Genomic DNA, 22,793 nt, shown 5'->3' on the forward strand with positions numbered 1-22,793 from the left:
CGGGGAGAGGGCCGCATGAAGTTCAACAAGCTGCGCCTTGTCGGCTTCAAATCCTTCGTCGAACCGGCTGAATTCATCATCGAGCGCGGGCTGACCGGCGTCGTCGGTCCGAATGGCTGCGGCAAGTCCAATCTCGTGGAAGCGCTCCGCTGGGTGATGGGCGAGAATTCCTACAAGAACATGCGCGCATCCGGCATGGATGACGTGATCTTCTCGGGTTCCGGCAACCGCCCGGCGCGCAACACCGCTGAAGTCGCGCTTTATCTCGACAATGCCGATCGCACCGCGCCTGCCGCCTTCAACGACAGCGACGAGATCCAGGTGACGCGCCGCATCGAGCGCGAGCAGGGATCGGTCTACCGCATCAACGGCAAGGAAAGCCGCGCCAAGGATGTGCAGCTCTTGTTTGCCGATGCCTCCACCGGCGCCCGGTCGCCGTCGATGGTCGGCCAGGGCCGTATCGGCGAGCTGATCTCGGCAAAGCCCCAGGCGCGCCGCCAGCTGCTGGAAGAAGCCGCCGGCATCTCCGGCCTGCATTCGCGCCGCCATGAGGCCGAGCTTCGCCTGCGCGCCGCCGAAGGCAATCTCGAGCGTCTCGACGACGTCACCTCGCAGCTCGAAAGCCAGATCGAAAGCCTGAAGCGTCAGGCTCGCCAGGCCAACCGCTTCAAGACGCTGTCTGCCGATATTCGTGCCCGCGAGGCCATGCTTCTGCATATTCGCTGGGTGCAGGCCAAGGAGACCGAAGCCGAGGCCGACAGCGCGCTGAACCAGGCCACCGTCGTCGTCGCCGAAAAGGCGCAGATGCAGATGGAGGCGGCGAAGACTCAAGGGATCGCCAGCCTGAAGCTGCCGGAACTGCGCGAAGGGGAAGCCCGGGTCGCCGCCGCGCTGCAGCGCCTGCAGATCGCCAAGACGCAGCTGGAAGAGGATGCCAACCGCATCCTGCGCCGCCGCGACGAGCTGACCCGCCGTCTGGCCCAGCTTGCCGAAGACATCCGCCGCGAAGAGCGGCTGGTCTCCGACAATGCCGAAATCCTCGCCCGGCTCGATGCCGAAGAGGCCGAGATCAACGATATCCTCGCCGATTCCGGCCGCCATGCCGAAGAGCTGCGCGAAGCCTTCGAGGAAGCGGCGGCCAAGCTTGCCGACAGCGAACGCATCTTCACATCTGTGACCGCCGAGCGCGCCGAAGCAGCTGCCGGCCGCAATCAGCTGGAACGCGCCATCCGCGACCTCACGGATCGCAAGATGCGCCTGGAGCGCCAGATGGACGAGGCCAACCGCGAACTGACGGCGATCGCCGAAAAGGTCTCCGCTCTGCCCGATCCGGAAGAGAAGCGCGCCATGGTCGAGGCAGGCGAGATCGCCCTTGCCGAAGCCGAGGCAGGCATCCAGGCCGTCGAACAGGCGCTTGCCGAAGCTCGCCGTACCGAAGCCCTTTCGCGCGCGCCTGTCGATGAGGCCCGCTCGAAGCTGAATGGTCTTGAGACAGAAGCCCGCACCATCCAGCGCATGCTGGCTGCCGGTGCCGCCGCAGGCGAGTTTCCGCCGGTCGCCGAAGAGCTGCGCGTCGATCGCGGCTTCGAGACGGCGCTCGGCGCTGCGCTCGGCGACGATCTGGAATCCCCGCTCGATCCCAAGGCTCCGGCGCACTGGTCGGAGAATGGCGACGGATCGGCCGATCCGGTACTGCCCTCAGGCGCTGTCCCACTGTTGAACCATGTGCGGGCGCCATCGGCACTTACCCGTCGCCTGAAGCAGATCGGCCTTGTCGCCGCGGCCGATGCCCATCGTCTTGTGCGCGACTTGAAGCCCGGCCAGCGGCTTGTGACCCGCGAAGGCGCCGTCTACCGCTGGGATGGCCATGTCACCGGTGCCGATGCCCCGAGTGCGGCGGCACTCCGGCTCGCTCAAAAAAACCGCCTGGCGGAGCTCGAAAACGAAGTCTCGATCGCCCGCGATCTGCTTGCCGAAGCCGAAGAGCAGCTTGCCGTTGCCACCGAGGCGATCCGCGGCGAGGAGCGCCGGCTGAACGACGCCCGCGACATGAGCCGCCTGTCGGCCCGTCATCTGGCCGAAGCGCGCGAGGCGCTGGCGGCTGCCGAGCGGGCCTCCGGCGATCTCGTTCGCCGCCGTGACGTCGTGGCCGAGGCCGTCAGCCAGCTGCAGTCGCAGCAGGAAGACATCGCCATCCAGGAAGAGAATGCCCGCATCGAGCTCGAGGACGCACCGGATCTGACGGCGATCGACGAGCGCCTGCGCCTGCAGCAGATGGAAGTCGCGACCGATCGTGGTCTCGCTGCCGAAGCCCGCGCCCGCCACGACAGCCTGAACCGCGAAAATGACGCCCGTCAGCGCCGCATCGTCGCCATCGGCCAAGAGCGCGAGACCTGGCGCCAGCGCGCCTCAAGCGCCGAAGACCATATTGCAACGCTGCGCGACCGCGAAGAGGAAGCGCGCGACGAAGCCTCCGAACTCGAGATGGCGCCGGACGAATTCGACGACAAGCGCCGGGCGCTGCTGACCGAACTGCAGAAGGCCGACGAGGCCCGCCGCGCTGCAGCCGATCTTCTGGCCGCCGCCGAGCTCGTCCAGCGTGACGCGGACCACAAGGCCGCCACCGCACTGTCCGAACTTGCCGAAAGCCGGGAACGCCGTGGCCGTGCCGAGGAGCGCCTGGTTTCCGCCCGCGAAAAGCGGCAGGAAAGCGAGGGCCGCATTCGCGAGGCGCTGAACGTCGCGCCCCACGAAGCCTTCCGCCTGACTGGCCTTCAGCCGATGCAGTCGATCCCCGATCCGCGCGAAGTCGAGCGTGACCTGGAGCGGCTGAAGATCGAGCGCGAGCGCCTCGGCGCCGTCAACCTACGCGCCGAGGAAGAGCAGAAGGAGCTCAGCGACAAGCTGGAGGCGCTGATCAAGGAGCGCGACGACGTCATCGATGCGATCCGCAAGCTGCGCGGCGCGATCCAGAGCCTCAACCGCGAAGGCCGCGAACGCCTGATCGCCGCCTTCGATATCGTCAACGCCCAGTTCCAGCGGCTCTTCACCCATCTCTTCGGCGGCGGTACCGCCGAGCTGCAGCTGATCGAATCCGACGACCCCCTGGAAGCTGGCCTCGAAATCCTCGCCCGCCCGCCCGGAAAGAAGCCGCAGACCATGACGCTGCTCTCCGGCGGCGAGCAGGCGCTGACGGCGATGGCGCTGATCTTCGCGGTCTTCCTCACCAATCCGGCGCCGATCTGCGTGCTCGACGAAGTGGACGCGCCACTCGACGATCACAACGTCGAGCGCTATTGCAACCTGATGGATGAAATGGCCGCTTCGACCGAAACTCGATTCGTGATCATCACTCACAATCCGATCACGATGGCACGCATGAATCGCCTCTTTGGTGTAACGATGGCCGAGCAGGGTGTCTCGCAGCTTGTATCCGTCGACCTGCAGACGGCTGAGCGCCTGCGCGAAACCGCTTGAAAACAAAGGCGTTTCGAGAAAACCCCAAAAAAGTTAGGGTCTTGCTCATACGTTAACCCAATTGGGTGATGCTTTCCCCTTGTTTTTGCATTAGAAGTTGTCCTTAGCGAATGAGGAGATCGCCGAAAAACGATTTCTGTCGCGCATGTTGGATAATGCTGACAACTCCGGGACGAGGGCAAAACCGGGCTTGATGGCATAGGTGGACCCCCCGTCCAGTTTTCCTGGCTGGACGGAAATAAGGCTTTGCGGGACCGTTGTTGCAGTCCCGCAAAGCTTTTTTATGCGTTCCCCACATTCAAACGGTTTGATGTGCTGCATTGATTGTGCGGTGCAACATTTTGCCGTATTTGTCGATTTTCATTTCCGGACCAAGGGATTAAGGTGGTCCCGGAGAATGAGGCGGGGGAAATATGTCCAAGCTGGTCTATACGTTCGGAAACGGGCAGGCGGAAGGCCGTGCGCGTGATCGTGACGTGCTGGGCGGCAAGGGCGCCAACCTTGCCGAAATGTGCGCGCTAGGGCTGCCGGTCCCGCCCGGTCTGACGATCGTCGCCGATGCCTGTGCCACTTACTACAAGAATTCCCGCAAGCTCGACGATGACCTGAAGACACAGATCCGCGCCGGCGTGGAAGGCATTGAAAAGGCGACCGGCCGCCGTTTCGGCGCCACCGATCATCCGTTGCTTCTCTCCGTGCGCTCCGGCGCCCGCGTCTCGATGCCGGGGATGATGGACACGGTCCTCAACCTTGGTCTCAACGACGAGACGGTGCAGGCGCTCGGCCATGATGCCGGCGACGCCCGTTTTGCCTGGGATAGCTACCGGCGCTTCATCCAGATGTATGCCGATGTCGTCATGGGCCTCGATAATGAGGTGTTCGAGGAAATCCTCGAAGACGAAAAGGCACGTCTCGGCCACGAATACGATACCGAGCTTTCGGCCGGCGACTGGCAGCATGTCGTCTCGCTCTACAAGGACATGATCGAGGAAGAGCTTGGCGAAGCCTTCCCGCAGGAGCCGGAAGTGCAGCTCTGGGGCGCCGTGGGCGCCGTCTTCGCCAGCTGGATGAGTGCCCGTGCCGTCACCTACCGCATGCTGCACAATATTCCCGAAGTCTGGGGCACGGCGATCAACATTCAGGCCATGGTCTTCGGCAATCTCGGCAATGCGTCGGCCACCGGCGTTGCCTTCACCCGCAATCCCTCGACCGGCGAAAAGTCCTTCTACGGCGAGTTTCTGGTCAATGCGCAGGGCGAGGATGTCGTCGCCGGCATCCGCACGCCGCAGAGCATCACCGAGGATGGACGCCTGAACTCAGGCTCCGAGCGTCCGTCGCTCGAAAAACTGATGCCGGAGGCTTTTGCCGAGCTCACCCGTATCTGTTCCGAGCTCGAAGCCCATTACCGCGACATGCAGGACATCGAGTTCACCATCGAGCGCGGCAAGCTCTGGATGCTGCAGACGCGGTCCGGCAAGCGTTCGACACGCGCCGCCATGCGGATCGCCGTCGATATGGTCGACGAAAAGCTGATCACCGAGGAGGAAGCGGTGCTGCGCATCGAGCCCTCGACGCTCGATCAGCTGCTGCACCCGACAATCGATCCGCGCGTCCAGCGCCAGGTGATCGGCAGCGGCCTGCCGGCATCGCCGGGGGCTGCGACGGGTGCCATCGTCTTCACCGCCGAAGAGGCAGTGGCAGCCGAGGAGGAGGGGCGCAAGGTCATCCTGCTGCGCGTCGAGACCAGCCCTGAAGATATTCACGGCATGCACGCCGCCGAAGGCATCCTGACGACGCGCGGCGGCATGACCAGCCACGCGGCTGTCGTCGCCCGCGGCATGGGCATCCCCTGCGTCGTCGGCGCCGGCACCATGCGCATCGATCTGCGCAACGAACGCCTGATCGGCGTCGGCGTGACGCTGAAGAAGGGCGATATCATCACCATCGACGGCTCTGCCGGACAGGTGCTGAAGGGCGAAGTGCCGATGATCCAGCCTGAACTCTCAGGCGATTTCGGCCGCATCATGGGTTGGGCCGACCGTGTTCGCCGCATGACCGTGCGCACCAATGCCGACACCCCGGCGGATGCGCGCGCGGCCCGCTCGTTTGGCGCCGAAGGCATCGGGCTCTGCCGTACCGAGCACATGTTCTTCGAGGGTGACCGCATCCATGTGATGCGCGAGATGATCCTCGCCGAAGACGAGAAGGGCCGCCGCCTGGCGCTCGACAAGCTGCTGCCGATGCAGCGGCTGGATTTCACCAGCCTGTTCAACGTCATGCATGGCCTGCCGGTCACCATCCGCTTGCTCGATCCGCCGCTGCACGAATTCCTGCCGAAGACGGATGAGGAAATCGCCGATGTGGCGGCGGCCATGGGCATGGAAGCACTGGCGCTTCGCCAGCGAGTCGATGCGCTGCACGAGTTCAATCCGATGCTCGGCCACCGCGGCTGCCGTCTGGCCATCTCCTATCCTGAAATCGTCGAGATGCAGGCCCGCGCCATCTTCGAGGCGGCGATCGCTGCGGCTCACGAAACCGGCGCCGCCGTCGTTCCCGAAATCATGGTGCCGCTCGTCGGCCTCCGCTCTGAGCTCGACTACGTCAAGGAGCGGATCGATACGATCGCCAAGGCAGTCATGGCGGAAGCGGATATCAAGATCGACTACCTGGTCGGCACGATGATCGAGCTGCCGCGCGCGGCTCTCAGGGCGCACACCATCGCTGAAGCCGCCGAATTCTTCTCCTTCGGCACCAACGACCTGACGCAGACCACCTTCGGCATCTCGCGCGACGATGCCTCGGCCTTCATCCCGACCTACCAGCGCAAGGGCATCATCGAGCATGACCCCTTCATCTCGCTGGATTTCGATGGTGTCGGCGAGCTGATCAGCATCGCCGCCGAGCGCGGCAGGCGCACCCGCAATGACATGAAGCTCGGCATCTGCGGCGAACATGGCGGCGACCCCGCCTCGATCCATTTCTGCGAACGGATCGGCCTCGACTACGTCTCCTGCTCGCCGTTCCGCGTACCGATCGCCCGGCTGGCGGCAGCGCAGGCCGCCATCAACGGCGGCCGCTAAAGGCCGAGACTAGCGGCGATAGTAGTAACGCGGATAGTAGCGCGGGCCGGCCATGAAGTCGTCGAAGTTTTCGTCGGCCTGGATACGAAAGGCGCGGGCATCGGCACGTCGGTCGAGATCGATGCGCTGCAGGCAGGTGGCAAAAGCGCTGGTACCGGGTTTGAAACCGTAGCTCAGGCACTGCCTCTCGTCGGCGGCGCGCCGCTCTTCAGGCGTCATCGTCTGGCAGGCCGAAAGGCCGATCGCCAGCGCTGCGAGCGTGAAGGGAAGGGCGGAAAAACGCATGGTACAGTCTCCGGTGCGGAAAGCGGTGCTGCGGACATGAGGCGATTTGCCGGGCCGCGTCAACTCCACATTAATCCGCAGCGGAAAACGCGCGATGCGTCAAATTCGTTCCAGAACCTCGATGAAGGCATCGGCGAACCGCACCAGATGCACGGTCTCGTCGTCCGGCGCCTGCATGCGAATCTCGATGCCGTCGCGATCGAGAACGGCAAGCACCACGCGCATGTCGGAGCCGGACGTCGGAACGCGCAGCACCGCGATACGGCGGCAATCGTCGATCAGTCCGGCAGCCGGAAGGTCGAACAGGAATTCGCCGCCGGCCTTTCCGGCAGCCGTCCGCACCGCTTCGCAGAAGCCTGCCTCGCCGCCGGTATAGCCTTCCAGCGAGAGCTCCAGTTCCAGAAGCTCCATCGGCAGGAAAGGCTCGGACGTATCGATGGCACCCAGCGCCGGCGCCTTATGTCGTTCTGTCATTTCCGGTGAAAGCATGGCTCTTCTCCTGAAACGCGCATGCCTCGCTGACGAAACATGCCCACAACCTCCCAATCGGCAGAAAAACCCGCCAGAATGGCCTTTTTACGGCATATCAGATATTGCTCATGCAGGCCATCTCCGCCTTTTGGTGGATTGAGGCCTCCCGCAAGAGACAACAGTTTCAAAATCTAGGCGAATCTTGCCATAAACAAGGTGCGGGTGCTTCGTGCGCCCGCGCCGGGCGTGTGCCCGCCTGTAACTGGTAAGTTTGATGGCCATCCGTTTCGACCGCCCCGTTTCCAGTTCGGCCCGCTTCGCGCGGCGTTTCGGGGCGTTTGCGCTGGTGCTTTGGGCTGCCGTGCTTCTGGCGCACCGCTTCGGCGGGCTGGCGACGCCCTATATGGTGCTGCTCGTTCTGGTGTCGACGGGATTTGCGCTGCTCGCCTTCCTGCTGGCTTTCGCGGGCTTGAGAAGCCTCTGGATATCGGGTGCCGAAGGCGGCCTCGATGCCATGAAGGCCATCATTTTCGCCGCCGCCCCGCTGGCTTTCGGCGGCCTGGCAGCCGAGCGCTATTTCACCCTCCCTGCTATCTACGACGTCTCGACCGATCTCGTTTCGGCGCCGGAATGGCTGTCGCCGCCGCATGCCGACCAGATCTGGATGAAGCGCAGCACGGAGATCGCCGATACCGATCGCGAAAAGCAGCTGGAAGCCTATCCCGAACTGACCGGCCGCCGCTATGAGGGCGCCATCGACCGCGTTCTCGATGCGGTGAAGAAGGTCGCGCGCCAGAACGGCATCACCATCACCAAGAGCAAGGGTGAAAGCGAACCGGCCCGCGATCTGGAAGATGCCCCGGCCAAGCCGCCACAGCCGAATGGCGATGCCGTCGCCGAGGCCCCGGACCAGGTGCCGGTGCCGACGCCGCGCCCCTTTGATGATGACGTCGCCAAACTGATCCGCGGCGCCAATGGCGTGACGCTGCAGGGCGAACGCCGCACGCTGATCCTCGGCCTGCGCTTCGATATCGTCATCCGCCTGCGCGAAGAAGCCGAAACCACCTTCGTCGATATCCGGGTCGCCTCGCGCTATGGCCAGAACGACCTCGGTTTCAGCGCCGGGATCGCCGATCAGTTTCTCGAAGCGCTCGATGTCGAGCTGCTCGGCATCGCCGGCTGATCCGGCTCGAGCCAGCCGGTATAGCGGACGATCAAACCCGTCAGCCGCCCGCCGATCTCGACGTGGAAATGGAAGCGCCCGTCACGCTGCTCTTCGAACGTATTGCCGTCGGGCGCCAGAAACAGGGGTAGAGGCAAGCCGAAGATCCGCCAGCCGCGGATGATGAGCCGCAGCCGTTCGCCCTCAGGCACCAGCGCGATGAAAACCCGGACCGGTCCAAAATCTTCTGCCAGCAGATGCGCGTGGCGTCCGGCCGCCTCCGATTGACGGCTGCGGAAACGCCGGCCGTCGAAGTCCCGCGTCCACGTCTCCCGCCCATGCTCTGCCTTGAACGTCACGCTGACAGGGATATCGTCAGCGGCACGCGGAAAGCCGATGATTGCCGCGACGAGGCCGGCAAGCAGGCCGCTCCCGCGCTCCACTCGCGCCCGGCCGCAAACACGCATCTCGCCATCGTTTAACGCATGCATCGCCGCCACCGCAGGCGGCAGCATCCGCCATGCTTCATCGCCCAACACCCGCTGATAAAGCGAAAGGCGCCGATCGCCAGCACGTTGCCGCCGGATGCCCGTGTGGATCGCCAGGGGCCGAAACCCATCCTCGAAGGCGCCAAGCGGAAGCTCCGCTATCGCCGCCCGCGCCCCGCTGCCCGGCCGCTTCCCGAGTGCAAGCGCGCGCAACAGTACGGCTGCACCCATTGCCGGAATGAAGAGACCATCATCCCCTTCGGCAACCAGATGCCAGGTGGCGGCAAGCGCTTGCCTGTCGTGTCCCAATCCTTCCAGGCGCACGAACATGCCGCCGCGGGCTTCGCCGGATGCAAGGCTGCGGCTCGCGGCATGGATCAGCGGCGCAAATGGCGCAAGCGACGGCAGCAGCCGGTAGCGAACGAGGCGGGCGGCAAACATCAGGAGTGATTGCAGCCATCGCGGCTCCGCGCCAGCGCCGGTGAAGGCCTCCTGCAAATGGCGAAACCGCTGTGGCAGAAGCGAAAGATCCGGCGTATCGGCCAGCAGAAAGCGGCGCCAGCGGAGCGGAACGCAGCCGGGCGGCGCGATCACCATGCCTGGTCCTCCGGCAAGCCCCGTACTCTCTGCCGGGATGCCGCCCCGCGTGACCTGGACCGGCTTTCCGGCATAGCTGGCGATCGCCCTGATGACGTTGAGCCCGATCGCGGCGCGCGGCGAGGGTGCAATTCCGCTGCTGACCTTATGGACCTCGGCGAATTCGATCGCGAGCTTTTCGGCGGCCGCAAAGGAGAGCGCCGGAAAGCTGCTGAGCCCGGAAAGCACGAAGACGCCGCGCGCCTTCGCCTCGTCGTCGAGCGCGTCGATGCCGCTGACGAAATCGCGGCTGTCTGAAACATCGATGTAGTCGATCCCGAGCGCTATCGCCGCGCGGGCGACCCGATAGCGATCCTCGCCCATCTCCTGAAACGGTCCCGAGAGATCGGCGACGACCGCGGGCTTGAGCAATGCAAGCTGGGTCTGCATATCGCCATCGCGGTCGAAGACCACGCCCTCTGCGCCTCCCTCGAGTCCGGCGGCAAACGTCTCGGCCTTCTCCGCCGACCGCCCGCCGACAAGCAGATGGAAGCGCGGATCGCCGGCCAGCAAGCGTGCCAGCCGGCTGCCGAATGCGCCGTAGCCGCCGATGATCAGCACGCGAAGCCCGCTTGTACTCATCCGAGAAAGCGGCTCCTGACCTCTGGCGTCGGCACAAAACAACTGTCGCTGCGGCCTGCGATCCGCAGCCGGTTGCGGGCGATGAATTCGTAGAGACGATCGGCAAGCGGCCGCGGCAGTGTGCGCAGCAGAGAGACGAGGGACCATGGGAAGCCAAGCCCGGCAATCATCCGGATTGATCCCTCGGACTTGAAATAGGCGCGTCCGCCGTCGATGAAGATGTTGGTCTCGTAGTCACGGGCATCGAGCCCATAGTGGCGGTAAAGCGCCTCGCCGAGTGGTGATTGTGCGGTCAGGAAGCGGTAGCGCCCTGTTCTGTCGTGTTTCAGTGCGAATTTCACCCAGCCGGAACAGAAGATGCATTCGCCGTCAAAGATAATGATAGGCGCGTCATCGGCAAAGGCCGGAACGCTGTCATCCATCCGGTAGCTGTAGGCGGCCTGCCCGTTTGCCATCATCCCGTCGCCCAATATTCGCCCATCAGCGCCGGTGGTCCGTGGGTCTTCACCTTGCCGCGCTCCAGCAGATCCTCGATATGCGCCAGCACCGAAAGGCCGGCCGCTCCATGCAGCCGCGGATCGGTATCGCGATAGATCGCCTTGACCATGTCGGGGATAAGCCGGTCGCCGCCCTTGATGCGTTCCAGGATCGCCCGCTCCCGCATTCGCCGGTGCGTTTTCAGCGCGCGCAGGAATGTCAGCGGATGCCTCACCGGCCCGCCATGGCCGGGCAGCAGCAGATGGTCGCGCCTTGCAATCAGCTTGTCGAGCGACGCCATGTAATCACGCATCGAACCGTCGGGCGGCGCAACGATCGACGTCGCCCATGCCATGACATGATCGCCTGAAAACAGGATCTCCGTGCCCTCGAGCGCGAAGGCCGCATGGTTCGCCGCATGCCCTGGCGTCAGCACGGCGCGGAATGCAAATCCTTCGCCTTCGATCACGTCGCCATCCGAAAGCGTGATATCGGGCACGAAGCCGGTATCCGAGCTTTCGGCAAAGGGATTGATCTCGCCGGCATGCAGCGGCCGCGAGGCACGGTGCGGGCCTTCGCCCGCCGTCAGCGCCCCGGTTGCGGCTTTCAGCCGGGCGGCAAGCGGCGAGTGGTCGCGATGTGTATGGGTGATCAGGATATGCGAGACGCGGCGCCCGGAAAGGGCTGCCATCAGCGCCTCGAAATGCGCATCGCCCTCAGGCCCCGGATCGATGACGGCGACAGAGGATCCGGCGCCGACGATATAGCTGTTGGTGCCGTGAAATGTGAAGGGGCTCGGATTGTTCACCGTCAGCCGCTGGATACCGGGCGCCACGGTCACCGGCACGCCATGGGAAGGCACGAATGTCAGGTCGAAACGCGGGCTCGGCATGGCTTACTTGTATTCGATCTCGATGAAGGACATCGGCTCGTCGCCGGCGTTGACGACATTGTGCTCTGTCCCCGCTTCGCGCCGGTAGGCCGCACCCTTGGCAATATCGACGCGGCGGCTCTCGGCCCCTTCCTCGATCAGAAACCGGCAATCGGTCATCGGCACCACGACATAGCCGTAACCATGCGTATGCACGCCGGTATCCGCGCCCGGCTCGAAATCCCAGCGGGTGATCCGCACCACGGCGTCATCGAGCAGCAGCGTTGCGAGGGCAGGCGGGCGGGCACGGTACTGGCTCATCACTACTCCAGAAAGGCGTTCTCGTCTGATCAAAGACCTATCATGCCTCCCGCCGCATCGCACAGAAATATGCGGCTGCGCCGAACTTAGTGATTGTGACGAGGCGGCACCTTTGCTAATCAGGCCTCGCTTCGGCACAGCGGTTTCCGCTCAATGCCTGGTGGGGCGTCGCCAAGCGGTAAGGCACCGGTTTTTGGTACCGGCATTCCCAGGTTCGAATCCTGGCGCCCCAGCCACTATCTCTTCAGCGTCTTTGCATAGCATTCCAGAACCGCGTTCATCCGCGTCGATCGGCTTTTCCGCGCGACACATATCCGCAAACGAAAACAGGCGGTCTCTCGACCGCCTGCCATAAGTCTCGAACACTGATTCCGATCAGCCGGCCGGCTGGGCCGGGGCCAGGAACTCGGCGCAATAGGACTTGCCGCTTTCGCCCGGGATATCGTTGACCGTGCGGATGTTGCGGATCGTGTAGTCGGAATTGGTGGTGATTTCGGCCTGGCAGCGCAGGTAGAGCGTGCGGGCAGGGGCCGTCTGCTTGCCGCGCTTGCCGTTTTCGCCTTCGGCATATTTCGCCGGAACGCGCACGGTCTTGTAGCCGCCCTTCCAGGTGTAGACGACGGAGGAGCCATTTTCGGCGTCGCTGAGCGGCGGGCCGTAGGCGGCAAAGAACTTGCCGGCCGACTGGCCGTTCCAGCGTGCGGAAACGGGATCGCCGGCAGAAGGAATGGTCGTGCAGCCGGCAAGCGCAATGGCAAGCCCGGCCGCGGCAAAGGTGCGGAGTTTCATATGTATCGTCCCTGAATTGTCGCGCATTCGACGGCGGGAATCGCTGCAATGGAGCGGTTTCCGCTTGTCCCGGAAAGCGCTTTAGCGCGGAACCCGGCAAAAGAAAATTGCCCCGCCTTCGCGTTTGCGAAATTTGCTGCAGGTGTGTCTTTTTGTTGCAGGTTCGCAAGGCCTTGCGGGCGCCGCGCAAGGTGCTGCTGAATGCGTCAGTTTTTTGAAATTTGGCGCTTGCGCAATAACAGGCGCCGTTCTATAGAGGCGCCGCTGGTCACGGAGTGTAGCGCAGTCTGGTAGCGCACCACGTTCGGGACGTGGGGGTCGCAAGTTCGAATCTTGCCACTCCGACCAGCCGAAAACCCCGCTCCGGCGGGGTTTTTTCTTTTGCGGTATCGCAGGTGCATACACGATGAAAATGGATGGCAAGACATCGGTCGAGACGCTGGGCGAGCGCGCCTGCATCGACAGCAATGGTCTGCCGGTCAGGCTTTACGAGCGCCGCCATCTGATCGTCACGAAAACCGCCGCCGGTATACGCCGCTATCCCGGCGCCCGCTTCTGGTGCACGGGCGAGGGCGCTGCGGTGCGTCTCATCGACAGCTCGATGTTCGAAGTCGTCGATAGCGGCGAGCTGCTGGTCGTCATGGAATAGCGCACCGCGCTCATTCCCTCGAAGTGCCGGATGACAAAAGGCTATTTTGCAGTCAATTTCCGCCTGCGGTGATCCGGCATAGGATATCCCGCGTAGAAGCATTTCAGCGCGAATTCCGCCTGCCCGGTTTTGCTACACCTTTCGTCGCAAAACGGAGAAGGGTTAGTGGACTCTAATTTAATTTCTCTTCACAAAGGTATGGCGAGTCGAAGGGGAGGCAGGTTCGCAGCGTGTAATGCCGGAATGGGGAATGCAGTGCCTGGTAGGGACAGTAAGCGCTTTGCGCATGTGAGATTGAGTGACGTTGCCAAGAAGGTGGGGGTCAGCCCTATCACCATTTCCCGGGCACTCCGCAATCCCGAAATCGTTTCCGAAGATTTGCGCCAGCTTATCCTGCGCACCGTCGATGAAATGGGCTACGTGCCCAACCTGGCCGCCCGCGCGCTTGCCAGCCGCCACAGCGGCGTCGTCGGCGTCATTACGCCTGCGCTCCATCAGCACGCCTTTACCGACATCATGACCGGTATCGAGGATCGCCTGCGGGCGACGGATCTGCGCGTGCAATATGCCAATACGCTCTATGATCCCGATCAGGAAGTGAGCCAGCTGAAATCTTTCCTGGCGCAGAAACCGGCGGGCATCATCGTTGCCGGTGCAGAATATTACGATGCCCTGGCGCCGTTGCTCAGCGCCGCCGCCTGTCCGGTTGCTCATATCGTCGATGTCAGCCAGAAGGCGGAGGGACTGGTGGCCGCTGTCGATCACTACGAGGCCGGCGCCGCCGCCACCCGCATGCTTCTGTCGAAGAATTACCGCCGTATCGCCTTTGTCGGATGCCGCCGCGATACCCGTCCGCGCCGCCGTTTCGAAGGCTATGCGGATGTGATGCGCCAGGCCGGGCATTTTGACGAGGCGCTCGTTGCAAGCTGCCTCGGGATGAACGGCATTGGCGCCGGACGCGAACTCTTCAGCAATCTGGTGGAAGCTGCACCCGATGTGGATGCGGTGTTCTGCCAGAACGACGATCTTGCCGTCGGTGCGCTTCTTGAATGCTGGACCCGCGGCCTGCGCGTTCCCGACGATATCGGCATCTGCGGTTTCAACGATCTCGACTACGCAATCCACTGCGAGCCTGCGCTGACGACCGTCAGCATTCCGCGCTATCAGATGGGCCATCGCGTTGCCGATATGCTGCTGAACGCGGTCCGTGAGGAGGAGCCCGGCACAGCCCATATCGACTTCGGCTTCCAGATCATCGAGCGCGGCTCGACCCGGTAAAGCAAAGGGGCCTTTCGGCCCCTTTTTTCGTCTCAGATGTCGCTTGCGGCGTTCTTCCAGAGATCGGCGGCTTCCGCTGCCGTCATCCGCTGCACATGCGCCTCGTCACGGCGGCTGGCGAAGAGCTCGCTTGCCATGATTTGCTCGGCGAGATCGGCCGGCAGCGAGAGGATGACGCGGGCCTCGTTGCCATGCAGGCCGCTGACTTCGCTGCGCTTGCCGCTGACCATGCCGCCGGCGATCGTGTTGTTGGTCTCCGGATCGATCAGGATGAACGAGCCCGATGCACGGTTCATCTCATAGGGATCGAAGATCGCGGTTTCGTCGAAGATCAGCCGCACCTTGCCGATGGCATTCATGTAGAGTCGCTCGGCCGGAGCCCAAGCGCCGCTCTTCAGCTCCAGCTGGGCGATCGGCTGCACCTGGACGCGCTGGCGGCGGCTGCCGCTCTTCAGCCAGTAGCGCTTGCCTGATTCGATCCCCTCGGGCTGCAGTGCGACGATCTGGGCGTCGAAGTTCACACCCGTCTGCGGCTGTGCATCGATCGAGACGATCATGTCGCCGCGGGCAACGTCCACCTGGCGGTCGAGCACCAGCGTGATCGCATCGCCTGCAACGGCCGCATTGCGCACCAGGTCGAAGGTAACGATCTTGGAGACATTGGCGACCATGCCCGACGGCAGGATCATGACGCTGTCACCCGGCTTTACCGAGCCGCCGGCAACTGTGCCCTGATAGCCGCGGAAGCTTTCGCCGGGGCGCGAGACGCGCTGCACCGAGAAGCGGAAGCCGGTCGACTGGCCGGAGCGGACGCTTGCCAGTTCCAGCGTCTCGACCAGCGTCGGGCCGTTATACCAGGGCATTGCGGCCTGGCCGGAATAGACGACGTTCTCGCCCTTCAGCGCCGACATCGGGATGGCCGTGATCTGCTTGACGCCGAGCGATAGCGCGAATTCTTTGAACTCGTGGACGATCTTGTCGAAACCGGCGCGGTCGTAATTCGTCAGGTCGATCTTGTTGATCGCAAGCACGAACTGTTTGATGCCCATCAGCGAGGCGATCGTCGCGTGGCGGCGGGTCTGTTCGAGGATGCCGGCGCGGGCATCGACCAGCAGAACGGCCAGATCGGCGGTCGAGGCGCCGGTTGCCATGTTGCGGGTATACTGCTCGTGGCCGGGCGTATCGGCAACGATGAAGGAGCGCTTGTCGGTCGAGAAATAGCGATAGGCGACATCGATGGTGATGCCCTGTTCGCGCTCGGCCTGCAGGCCGTCGAGCAGCAATGCGAAATCAGGCAGGCCGAGATCGTTCTGCTTGCCGGTGGAATCGCGCTGCAGCGTTGCCGCCTGGTCTTCCTTGACTGCCTTGGTGTCCCAAAGCAGACGGCCGATCAGCGTCGACTTTCCGTCATCGACAGAGCCGCAGGTGATGAGGCGCAACGGCCGCGTATCGCGCACGGCTGCCACCGGCTCGGCTGCAGGGGCGACGGCGTTGGCGAGGTTTGCTGCGGTCATCTCAGAAATATCCTTCACGCTTCTTCTTTTCCATGGAGCCGGATTGATCCCGGTCGATGGCGCGGCCCTGGCGTTCGGAAACCGTGGCGATCTCCAGCTCCGCGATGATGTCTTCAAGGGTGGTTGCCGTCGAGCGGATCGCGCCCGTCAGCGGGAAGCAGCCGAGCGTGCGGAAACGGATCGAATCCTCCTGCTTGACTTCGCCGGGCAAAAGCTCGAGGCGCGGATCGGTCGCATCGATCATCATGCCGTCGCGCTCGACGAACGGGCGCCTGGCGGCGAAATAGAGCGGCACGATCGGGATCTGCTCGGCCTGGATGTAGCGCCAGATATCGACTTCGGTCCAGTTCGACAGCGGGAAGGCGCGAACGCTTTCGCCCTGCCGGATCTGGCCATTATAGATGTTCCAGAGCTCGGGGCGCTGGTTGCGCGGGTCCCAGCGGTGGTCGGGCGTGCGGAACGAATAGATGCGTTCCTTGGCGCGGCTGGCTTCTTCGTCGCGGCGCGCGCCGCCAAAGGCAGCGTCGAACTTGCCGGCGTCGAGCGCATTGCGCAGCGCTTCCGTCTTCATGATGTCGGTATAGCGGGCCGATCCATAAGTGAACGGCGTGATGTTTTCGGCCGCACCGCGCGGATTGATGTGCTCGATCAGGTCGAGATCATATTCCTTCACGATCTTGTCGCGGAAGGTGATCATCTCCGCAAACTTCCAGCCGGTGTTGACATGCAGCAGCGGGAAGGGGACGCGGCCGGGATAGAAGGCCTTGCGCGCCAGATGCAGCAGGACGGATGAGTCCTTGCCGATCGAATAGAGCATGACGGGGCGTTCGAACTCGGCGGCGACCTCACGGAAAATATGGATCGCTTCGTTTTCCAGTGCCTTCAGATGCGGATCGAGCGGCGGCTTGCTGCTCTGCGGATTGCTGAGTTCCGTATCCTGACGGGTATCGGGCATGTGTTACTCCAGACTTCTCACTCATTGCCGGACGGGAGGTTGCCGCAATGAAATCTTGTGACAGCTGGTTTCCGGTTGGCGGCGGTGGCCGCATCTGATCCGGAAACCGGCAGGTTATTGTTGGGCCGGGATCGCCGATGCCTCTTCGGCAACATGCAGGCCGCATTCGCGCTTCTCATCCTGTTCCCACCACCAGCGGCCGGCGCGCTCGGGCTCGCCGGGCTTGATGGCGCGGGTGCAGGGCTCGCAGCCGATCGAGGGATAGCCGCGGGCATGCAGCGGGTTAACCGGCACGCTGTTATCGGCGACATAGGCCTTGATCACCTCAATATCCCAATCGGCCAGCGGATTGACCTTCGGGAGATGACGCTCGGCGTCATATTCGGCAAAGGGCGTATCGGCGCGATTGTTGGATTGGCCGCGGCGCAGGCCGGTGATCCAGATGGTTGCCCCATTGAGTGCGCGCGCAAGCGGCTTCAGCTTGCGCACGCCACAACAGGCATGCCTGGCTTCGACGCTCTCGTAGAAGCCGTTCAGGCCGTATTTCGCCGCATAGGCGTCGATATCCGCCTGTTCAGGCTCGTAGCGGGAAATCTTGATGTCGTACTGGCTCTCGGTCTCGTCGATCAGCGAAAGCGTTTCCGGGAAGAGACGGCCGGTCTGCAGCGTCACGACGTCGATCGGCAGGCGGTGATTGCCGATTTCGGCGGTGATCACCTGGTCCTCGATGCCGAGCGAGGTCGTGAAGACCACGCGGCCGCCCAGACCGGCGACAAAGGCCAGTCTTCCGGCAAGGTCGAGAGATGCGAGCTTCGCATTCAGCGCCTCGGCCTCTTCGATTGTATGGATAACAGTCATGGCAATCCTGTCCTCAAGTTGGCCGGAGTATCGCAGCAACAGGATGGGTCGGACAGAAAAAGGGATTTCGAAAGCAGCATAAGCAGGAGCAAATATCTCTCCTAAGCTGCCGCAATGCAGAAAAGCAGCCGCCCCGGCGTCAAAACTCCGTCAGGCAACTCAATCTCTAGTGATTTAGTAGAGTTACACGGCGCCTGTCAATTCGAAATCTGAAGTGATGTGCGAAAACGTGCGAAAGGCGCAATTTTGACGTAGAATTACGCCCATTGGCCGAGGTTCAAAAACAGGGCCAAAATGCTTGTATCTCAAGGCTTTTGCCGGCACGTTCAAATTCCGTTCATGCTGGCTGTGCGATAGGGGATAAGCAAAGCTTGAAAAGCGGCAGGGCTCACGGGCCGCTGGTGTGTGTGACGGTCTAAAATGATTACGCAGAAAGCAAAATATGCGCTCCGGGCGCTGACGGTGCTGGCCGAGGCCGACGCCCGCGAACCGGTGATGATCTCGGACATTGCTGCACAGCAGAAAATCCCGAAAAAGTTCCTCGAGCAGATCCTTCTCGACCTGAAACACCAGGGCATCGTCGCCAGCCGCCGCGGCAAGGCGGGCGGCTATCTGCTCTTGAAGCCCGCCGACATGATCACCTTCGGCGAGATCCTGCGCATCATCGACGGGCCGATCGCGCCGCTCCCCTGCCTGTCGATCACCGCCTACCGCAAATGCGACGACTGCGACGGCGAACAGAACTGCGAAATCCGCCACGTCTTCGCCAAGGTCGCCGACGCCACCCGCAAGGTGCTGTTCTCGACAACAATCGCCGACGCCGTCGCGCCCGCCAAGGGCGCCGTGGTCACGCGGATGCTGGCCTAGCTAGCCGCTTCTTCCCTCTCGACTGCCCGCCGCGCCCGAATGGCGGCGGCGATGAATACCCGCGACAGGCCGTGATAGAGCGGTTCGCGGGAGAGGATGCGTGACGTCACGTAGCCGATCATCGAGACCGCCATGATCGGGATCACGGCCTGGTGGTCGCCGGTCATTTCGAGAATGATGACGAAGGCTGTCATCGGCGCCTGCACGACGCCGGCGAAATAACCGGCCATGCCAAGGATCGCCGCCAGCGCGATGCTGGTGCCGAGAGCCGATCCGACCGTGCTGCCGAAACCGGCGCCGACCGCAAGCGACGGCGCGAAGATGCCGCCCGGAATGCCTGAAAGCATCGACAGGAAGCTGGCGGCCAGTTTCTCGACGAAGAACAGCAGCGGCAGCGCATGTCCTTCGACGGCGCCGCGGGCCTGCTCGTAGCCGGTGCCGAAGGTGGTGCCGCCGGAGAGGATGCCGATCACGGCGATCGCCAGTCCGCAGGTGCCGGCCAGCACAAGCATGCGCTTCAAGGGTTGCGGCTGTGTCCAGCGGCGAATCTTCTGGCCGAAATGCAGGGCAAAGCCGCTGAAGGCAGCGCCCAACGCCCCGCCGCCGATGCCGCAGACGAGCACGAGGCCCCAGTCGCGCAATTGCGTTGGCGCAACAGAGGCTTCGCCGAAATAGTTGTAGCTGCCCGCCAGCCCGAGGGCTGCGAGACCGGAAAGGATCACGGCCGTGAGCACCAGCCCGTTGGCCCGCGCTTCATAGGTGCGGCTCATCTCCTCGATGGCAAAGACGATACCGGCAAGCGGCGTGTTGAAAGCGGCCGCAATGCCCGCCGCCGAACCGGCGAGGATCAGCCCGCGCGCCTGCGCCATGCCGCCGAAGCGGGCAACCGCAAGCATGATCGAGGCGCCCACCTGTACCGTCGGCCCCTCGCGGCCGATCGAGGCGCCGGAGAACAGCCCGAGCACCGTCAGCACGATCTTGCCGAAGGCGATCCGGAGCGACAGCAGCCGCGTCCGGTCTTCCTCTTCGCGCAGATGCCGCGCGGCAATCGCCTGCGGGATGCCGCTGCCCTGCGAATTCGGAAACAGCGTCGCCGCCAGATAGGCCGACAGCATGAAGACCGTGGGCGTCAGGATTAGCGGCAGCAGGAAGGCCCATTCGCCTGAAGATGTCAGGCTGCCGAACGCCTTCTGCGCCAGATCGGCAAGCTTGGCGAAACCGACGCTGATCACCCCGATCGCCAAGGCGCCGCACCAGAACACCAGCCGCGGCCGCCAGAGCGAGAAGGATCCCCAGAAGATACGGGAACGGCGGAGCAGCTTGGAATTGCGATAGGAGGCAGGCATGGGGGACTCTGGCACGTGATGGGGGCTCAACCTTCTAGTCCCAATCGGTGCGAAAGATCACCCCTTGTTTCAACATTTGGTGAAATACCTTCCCAAGCCCGGGTGCTGCGCCACTTGCCCCTTGCCGCAACAGGGTAGGGGCCGTGATAGCCAATTTCTGCCTCAGTCTCCGCGTCACCGAAATTGCGAGTCCTTTCGGAGCGCGATCGATCGGTTTCCTCCAGTTGATTCTGAACTTTAATTTTGGCATCATGCATCGCAATTGCAACGCATGGAGCGAGCCATGAAAACCGCAACATTGCCGTCCCTGCGCGTCGATCCCGAATTGCGCGCAGCCGCCGAAAGCGTGCTGAAGGAAGGGGAGACGCTGTCGGCGCTGATGGAAGATTCCCTTCGGCGTCAGGTTCAGTTCCGGAGGACGCAGGCGGAGTTCATCGCACGCGGCCTGTTTTCGCGTGAGGAATCAAAGCGCACCGGCATCTATCACGATGCGGATGACGTTCACGCCAGGCTCAAGGCAAAGCTTGACGCGGCGGTGGCCAAAGACAAGCAATGACGTACCGTCTGCGCTACTCCGATCACGCACTCCACGACATAGACCGGCTCTACGATTACCTGCTTGTCCACGACCGAGAGATCGCAAGACGAGCATACGAGGCAATCATAAAGGCCGCAGAGGTCCTGCGCGAATTTCCGTTCACGGGCCGCAAGCTCTCAAGCGAGGACAGTCTTCTGCGAGAACTGCTCGTACCATTCGGCTCGTCAGGTTACGTCATGCTCTTCGAAATCGAAGACGCTGAGACGGTCACCATCTTGGCCATCCGCCACCAGCGCGAAGACGACTACCACTGACCGTCTGGGATCGGTCCTACCGGTCGCTCACCTCCCAGCGCGGGTTCACCCACGGCTCCTGGTTCGAGCGCGGCAGGGGCTGCTTTCCGAGAATATGATCGGCTGCCTTCTCGCCGGTCATGATCGAAGGGCCGTTGAGGTTGCCGTAGGTCACGTGTGGGAAGATCGAACTGTCGGCGACACGCAGGTTCTCCACGCCGATGACGCGGGTTTCGGCGTCGACGACAGCCATCGGGTCGTCCTTGGCGCCCATCTTGCAGGTACCACAGGGGTGATAGGCGCTCTCCAGGTGTTCGCGCAGGAAGGCGTCGATCTCGTCGTCGGTCTGGACGTTTTCGCCCGGCTGGATTTCCGGGCCGCGATATTGGTCGAAGGCCTGCTGGCCGAAAATCTCGCGGGTTAGGCGCACGCAATGGCGGAACTTCTCCCAGTCCTCGGCGTGGCTCATATAGTTGAACTGGATGACCGGATCGGCCTTCGGATCGGATGAGCGCAGCGTCACGTTACCGCGCGACTTGGAGAGATTGTAGCCGACATGCACCTGGAAGCCGTGGCTCTTGGCCGCCGCCTTGCCGTCATAGCTGATCGCCACAGGCAGGAAATGATACTGGATATCGGGCTGCTTGACGCCCGGGCCTGAGCGCAGGAAGGCGCAGGCCTCGAACTGGTTGGAGGTGCCGAGACCCGACTTGGTGAACATCCACTGTGCGCCGGCAACCCCCTGCCAGAACCACGGCAGCCAGGAATAGAGCGACACCGGCTTGGTCGAGACCTGCTGGAAATAGAATTCCATATGGTCCTGCAGATTGGCGCCGACGCCGGGGCGGTCGGCCTTCACCTCGATGCCCATCTCCTGCAAATGCGCGCCGGGGCCGATGCCCGAAAGCATCAGCAGCTTCGGCGAATTGAAGGACGAGGCCGAGACGATCACCTCCCGGTTCGCCTTGATCACCTCGACAGCGTTACCGCGCTCGATCTCGACGCCGGTGGCCCGGCCGTTCTCGATCAACACCTTGCGGGCGAGACCATAGACCAGCTTGACGTTCGGCCGCTTCAGCGCCGGTTTCAGATAGGCTGATGCAGCCGACCAGCGGCGGCCCTGGAAGATCGTCTGCTCCATCAGCCCGAAGCCTTCCTGCTTCGAGCCGTTGTAATCCTCCGTCGTCTCGAAGCCCGCCTGCTTGCCGGCCTCGACGAAGGCCTGGAACAGCGGGTTGCGGAACACGCCGCGCTGGACATGCAACGGCCCATCGGTGCCGCGCCAGCCTTCCTCGCCGCCATGGCTGTGCTCCATGCGCTTGAAGTAGGGGAGAACGTCGGCATAGGCCCATCCGCGGGCGCCAAGCTCTTCCCAGCGGTTATAGTCCTCGGCGTGGCCGCGGACATAGACCATGCCGTTGATCGATGAGGAGCCGCCGATCACCTTGCCGCGCGGCGCGGTGATGCGCCGGTTGTTGAGGTTGGGTTCCGGCTCGGAGAGATAACCCCAGTTATAACGCTTCATGCTCATCGGCCAGGCAAGGGCTGCTGGCATCTGGATGAACGGTCCGAAATCCGACCCACCGGCCTCGATGACGATGACTGTATTCTTGCCGTCTTCCGAGAGACGGCAGGCAAGCGCTGAGCCTGCCGAGCCGGAGCCGATGATGACGAAATCTGCTTGCTGCATCTCAATATGCTCCAGCTGCAATATTCAGGTTGTGCCGTGGCCGCCCCCCTCTGGCCTGCCGGCGATTTCCCCCACGGGTGGGGAGATTGGCTGGGCGCGGCCGCTCGCTCACGTCTCCGGCTTGGCGGGAAACCAACCACTTGCCGATCTCCCCCCTTGAGGGGGA

Annotated in this window: 20 protein-coding genes and 2 tRNA genes; 10 read left to right on the plus strand and 12 right to left on the minus strand. The window is 63.2% G+C overall.

Going from position 1 to position 22,793, the window contains the following annotated elements; translation table 11 throughout:
• Positions 1–15: 15 nt before the first annotated feature.
• Both AC1DNK_RS04205 and ppdK read left to right on the plus strand, forming a co-directional pair.
• A complete protein-coding gene (locus tag AC1DNK_RS04205; RefSeq protein ID WP_477939488.1) occupies positions 16–3,477 on the plus strand; it encodes a chromosome segregation SMC family protein in 3,462 nt (1,153 codons plus the stop codon).
• Positions 3,478–3,890: 413 nt separating this feature from the next.
• The gene (gene ppdK / locus AC1DNK_RS04210) at positions 3,891–6,557 is read left to right on the plus strand and encodes a pyruvate, phosphate dikinase (protein WP_477939490.1); all 2,667 of its coding nucleotides are present in this window, start codon (positions 3,891–3,893) and stop codon (positions 6,555–6,557) included.
• Between the two features lie 9 nt (positions 6,558–6,566).
• Here the strand turns inward: ppdK and AC1DNK_RS04215 are convergent, their stop codons facing one another.
• On the minus strand, positions 6,567–6,842 hold the full coding sequence (locus AC1DNK_RS04215; protein ID WP_112518143.1) for a hypothetical protein: 276 nt from the start codon (positions 6,840–6,842) through the stop codon (positions 6,567–6,569).
• A gap of 99 nt (positions 6,843–6,941) precedes the next feature.
• Complete coding sequence (locus AC1DNK_RS04220) at positions 6,942–7,331, minus strand: hypothetical protein (RefSeq protein ID WP_112537193.1); 390 nt, start codon at positions 7,329–7,331, stop codon at positions 6,942–6,944.
• A gap of 256 nt (positions 7,332–7,587) precedes the next feature.
• Here AC1DNK_RS04220 and AC1DNK_RS04225 point away from each other — a divergent pair, with 256 nt between their 5' ends.
• Complete coding sequence (locus AC1DNK_RS04225) at positions 7,588–8,496, plus strand: DUF1499 domain-containing protein (RefSeq protein WP_112537194.1); 909 nt, start codon at positions 7,588–7,590, stop codon at positions 8,494–8,496.
• Here AC1DNK_RS04225 and AC1DNK_RS04230 read toward each other — a convergent pair.
• The 4 genes from AC1DNK_RS04230 to AC1DNK_RS04245 are packed head-to-tail and all read right to left on the minus strand — an operon-like array spanning position 8,448 to position 11,850.
• On the minus strand, positions 8,448–10,181 hold the full coding sequence (locus AC1DNK_RS04230; RefSeq protein WP_477939491.1) for an SDR family oxidoreductase: 1,734 nt from the start codon (positions 10,179–10,181) through the stop codon (positions 8,448–8,450). The two genes, AC1DNK_RS04225 and AC1DNK_RS04230, sit on opposite strands and share 49 nt — an antisense overlap.
• Complete coding sequence (locus tag AC1DNK_RS04235; RefSeq protein ID WP_477939881.1) at positions 10,178–10,636, minus strand: thiol-disulfide oxidoreductase DCC family protein; 459 nt, start codon at positions 10,634–10,636, stop codon at positions 10,178–10,180. Before AC1DNK_RS04235 ends, AC1DNK_RS04230 begins: the two co-directional genes overlap by 4 nt.
• On the minus strand, positions 10,636–11,550 hold the full coding sequence (locus tag AC1DNK_RS04240) for an MBL fold metallo-hydrolase (protein WP_477939492.1): 915 nt from the start codon (positions 11,548–11,550) through the stop codon (positions 10,636–10,638). The genes AC1DNK_RS04235 and AC1DNK_RS04240 overlap by 1 nt, the downstream gene beginning before the upstream one ends.
• A gap of 3 nt (positions 11,551–11,553) precedes the next feature.
• Positions 11,554–11,850, minus strand: a complete 297-nt coding sequence (locus AC1DNK_RS04245; RefSeq protein ID WP_112386405.1) for a cupin domain-containing protein — start codon at positions 11,848–11,850, stop codon at positions 11,554–11,556.
• A 161-nt stretch (positions 11,851–12,011) separates the two neighbouring features.
• On the opposite strand from AC1DNK_RS04245, the gene AC1DNK_RS04250 reads away from it, so the two are divergent.
• Positions 12,012–12,086 (plus strand) — tRNA-Gln (locus tag AC1DNK_RS04250).
• Positions 12,087–12,225: 139 nt separating this feature from the next.
• Here the strand turns inward: AC1DNK_RS04250 and AC1DNK_RS04255 are convergent.
• On the minus strand, positions 12,226–12,639 hold the full coding sequence (locus tag AC1DNK_RS04255) for a hypothetical protein (protein ID WP_112386511.1): 414 nt from the start codon (positions 12,637–12,639) through the stop codon (positions 12,226–12,228).
• Between the two features lie 271 nt (positions 12,640–12,910).
• Here AC1DNK_RS04255 and AC1DNK_RS04260 point away from each other — a divergent pair.
• The 3 genes from AC1DNK_RS04260 to AC1DNK_RS04270 all read left to right on the plus strand — a co-directional run bounded on the left by AC1DNK_RS04260 (position 12,911) and on the right by AC1DNK_RS04270 (position 14,566).
• Positions 12,911–12,987: transfer RNA gene (locus AC1DNK_RS04260), tRNA-Pro, on the plus strand.
• A 58-nt stretch (positions 12,988–13,045) separates the two neighbouring features.
• A complete protein-coding gene (locus AC1DNK_RS04265; RefSeq protein WP_112386404.1) occupies positions 13,046–13,288 on the plus strand; it encodes a MerR family transcriptional regulator in 243 nt (80 codons plus the stop codon).
• A 243-nt stretch (positions 13,289–13,531) separates the two neighbouring features.
• Positions 13,532–14,566: a LacI family DNA-binding transcriptional regulator gene (locus AC1DNK_RS04270; protein ID WP_112386403.1), complete on the plus strand. Its 1,035-nt coding sequence runs from the start codon at positions 13,532–13,534 to the stop codon at positions 14,564–14,566.
• 32 nt (positions 14,567–14,598) lie between these two features.
• Here AC1DNK_RS04270 and cysN read toward each other — a convergent pair whose 3' ends face one another.
• The 3 genes from cysN to AC1DNK_RS04285 form a co-directional block, all read right to left on the minus strand.
• A complete protein-coding gene (gene cysN / locus AC1DNK_RS04275) occupies positions 14,599–16,080 on the minus strand; it encodes a sulfate adenylyltransferase subunit CysN (RefSeq protein ID WP_112386402.1) in 1,482 nt (493 codons plus the stop codon).
• Between the two features lies 1 nt (position 16,081).
• Positions 16,082–17,035, minus strand: coding sequence for a sulfate adenylyltransferase subunit CysD (gene cysD, locus AC1DNK_RS04280; RefSeq protein WP_112386401.1), 954 nt, complete (start codon positions 17,033–17,035; stop codon positions 16,082–16,084).
• 114 nt (positions 17,036–17,149) lie between these two features.
• Positions 17,150–17,893 carry a phosphoadenylyl-sulfate reductase gene (locus tag AC1DNK_RS04285; RefSeq protein WP_477939493.1) on the minus strand — a complete coding sequence of 248 codons (744 nt, stop codon included), beginning with the start codon at positions 17,891–17,893 and terminating at the stop codon, positions 17,150–17,152.
• 420 nt (positions 17,894–18,313) lie between these two features.
• Here AC1DNK_RS04285 and AC1DNK_RS04290 point away from each other — a divergent pair, with 420 nt between their 5' ends.
• Positions 18,314–18,760, plus strand: a complete 447-nt coding sequence (locus AC1DNK_RS04290) for an RrF2 family transcriptional regulator (RefSeq protein ID WP_112386399.1) — start codon at positions 18,314–18,316, stop codon at positions 18,758–18,760.
• Here the strand turns inward: AC1DNK_RS04290 and AC1DNK_RS04295 are convergent.
• Positions 18,757–20,106, minus strand: coding sequence for a chloride channel protein (locus AC1DNK_RS04295; protein ID WP_477939494.1), 1,350 nt, complete (start codon positions 20,104–20,106; stop codon positions 18,757–18,759). The two genes, AC1DNK_RS04290 and AC1DNK_RS04295, sit on opposite strands and share 4 nt — an antisense overlap.
• A gap of 283 nt (positions 20,107–20,389) precedes the next feature.
• On the opposite strand from AC1DNK_RS04295, the gene AC1DNK_RS04300 reads away from it, so the two are divergent.
• Together AC1DNK_RS04300 and AC1DNK_RS04305 are read left to right on the plus strand one after the other, a co-directional pair.
• Positions 20,390–20,662, plus strand: a complete 273-nt coding sequence (locus tag AC1DNK_RS04300; RefSeq protein ID WP_477939495.1) for a YlcI/YnfO family protein — start codon at positions 20,390–20,392, stop codon at positions 20,660–20,662.
• Positions 20,659–20,958, plus strand: a complete 300-nt coding sequence (locus AC1DNK_RS04305; RefSeq protein WP_112518133.1) for a type II toxin-antitoxin system RelE/ParE family toxin — start codon at positions 20,659–20,661, stop codon at positions 20,956–20,958. The genes AC1DNK_RS04300 and AC1DNK_RS04305 overlap by 4 nt, the downstream gene beginning before the upstream one ends.
• Positions 20,959–20,974: 16 nt before the next feature.
• On the opposite strand, the gene betA is transcribed toward AC1DNK_RS04305, so the two are convergent.
• Positions 20,975–22,627 carry a choline dehydrogenase gene (gene betA, locus AC1DNK_RS04310; protein WP_477939496.1) on the minus strand — a complete coding sequence of 551 codons (1,653 nt, stop codon included), beginning with the start codon at positions 22,625–22,627 and terminating at the stop codon, positions 20,975–20,977.
• Between the last annotated feature and the right edge of the window lie 166 nt (positions 22,628–22,793).

Source organism: Rhizobium sp. 01N424, from assembly GCF_056399485.1.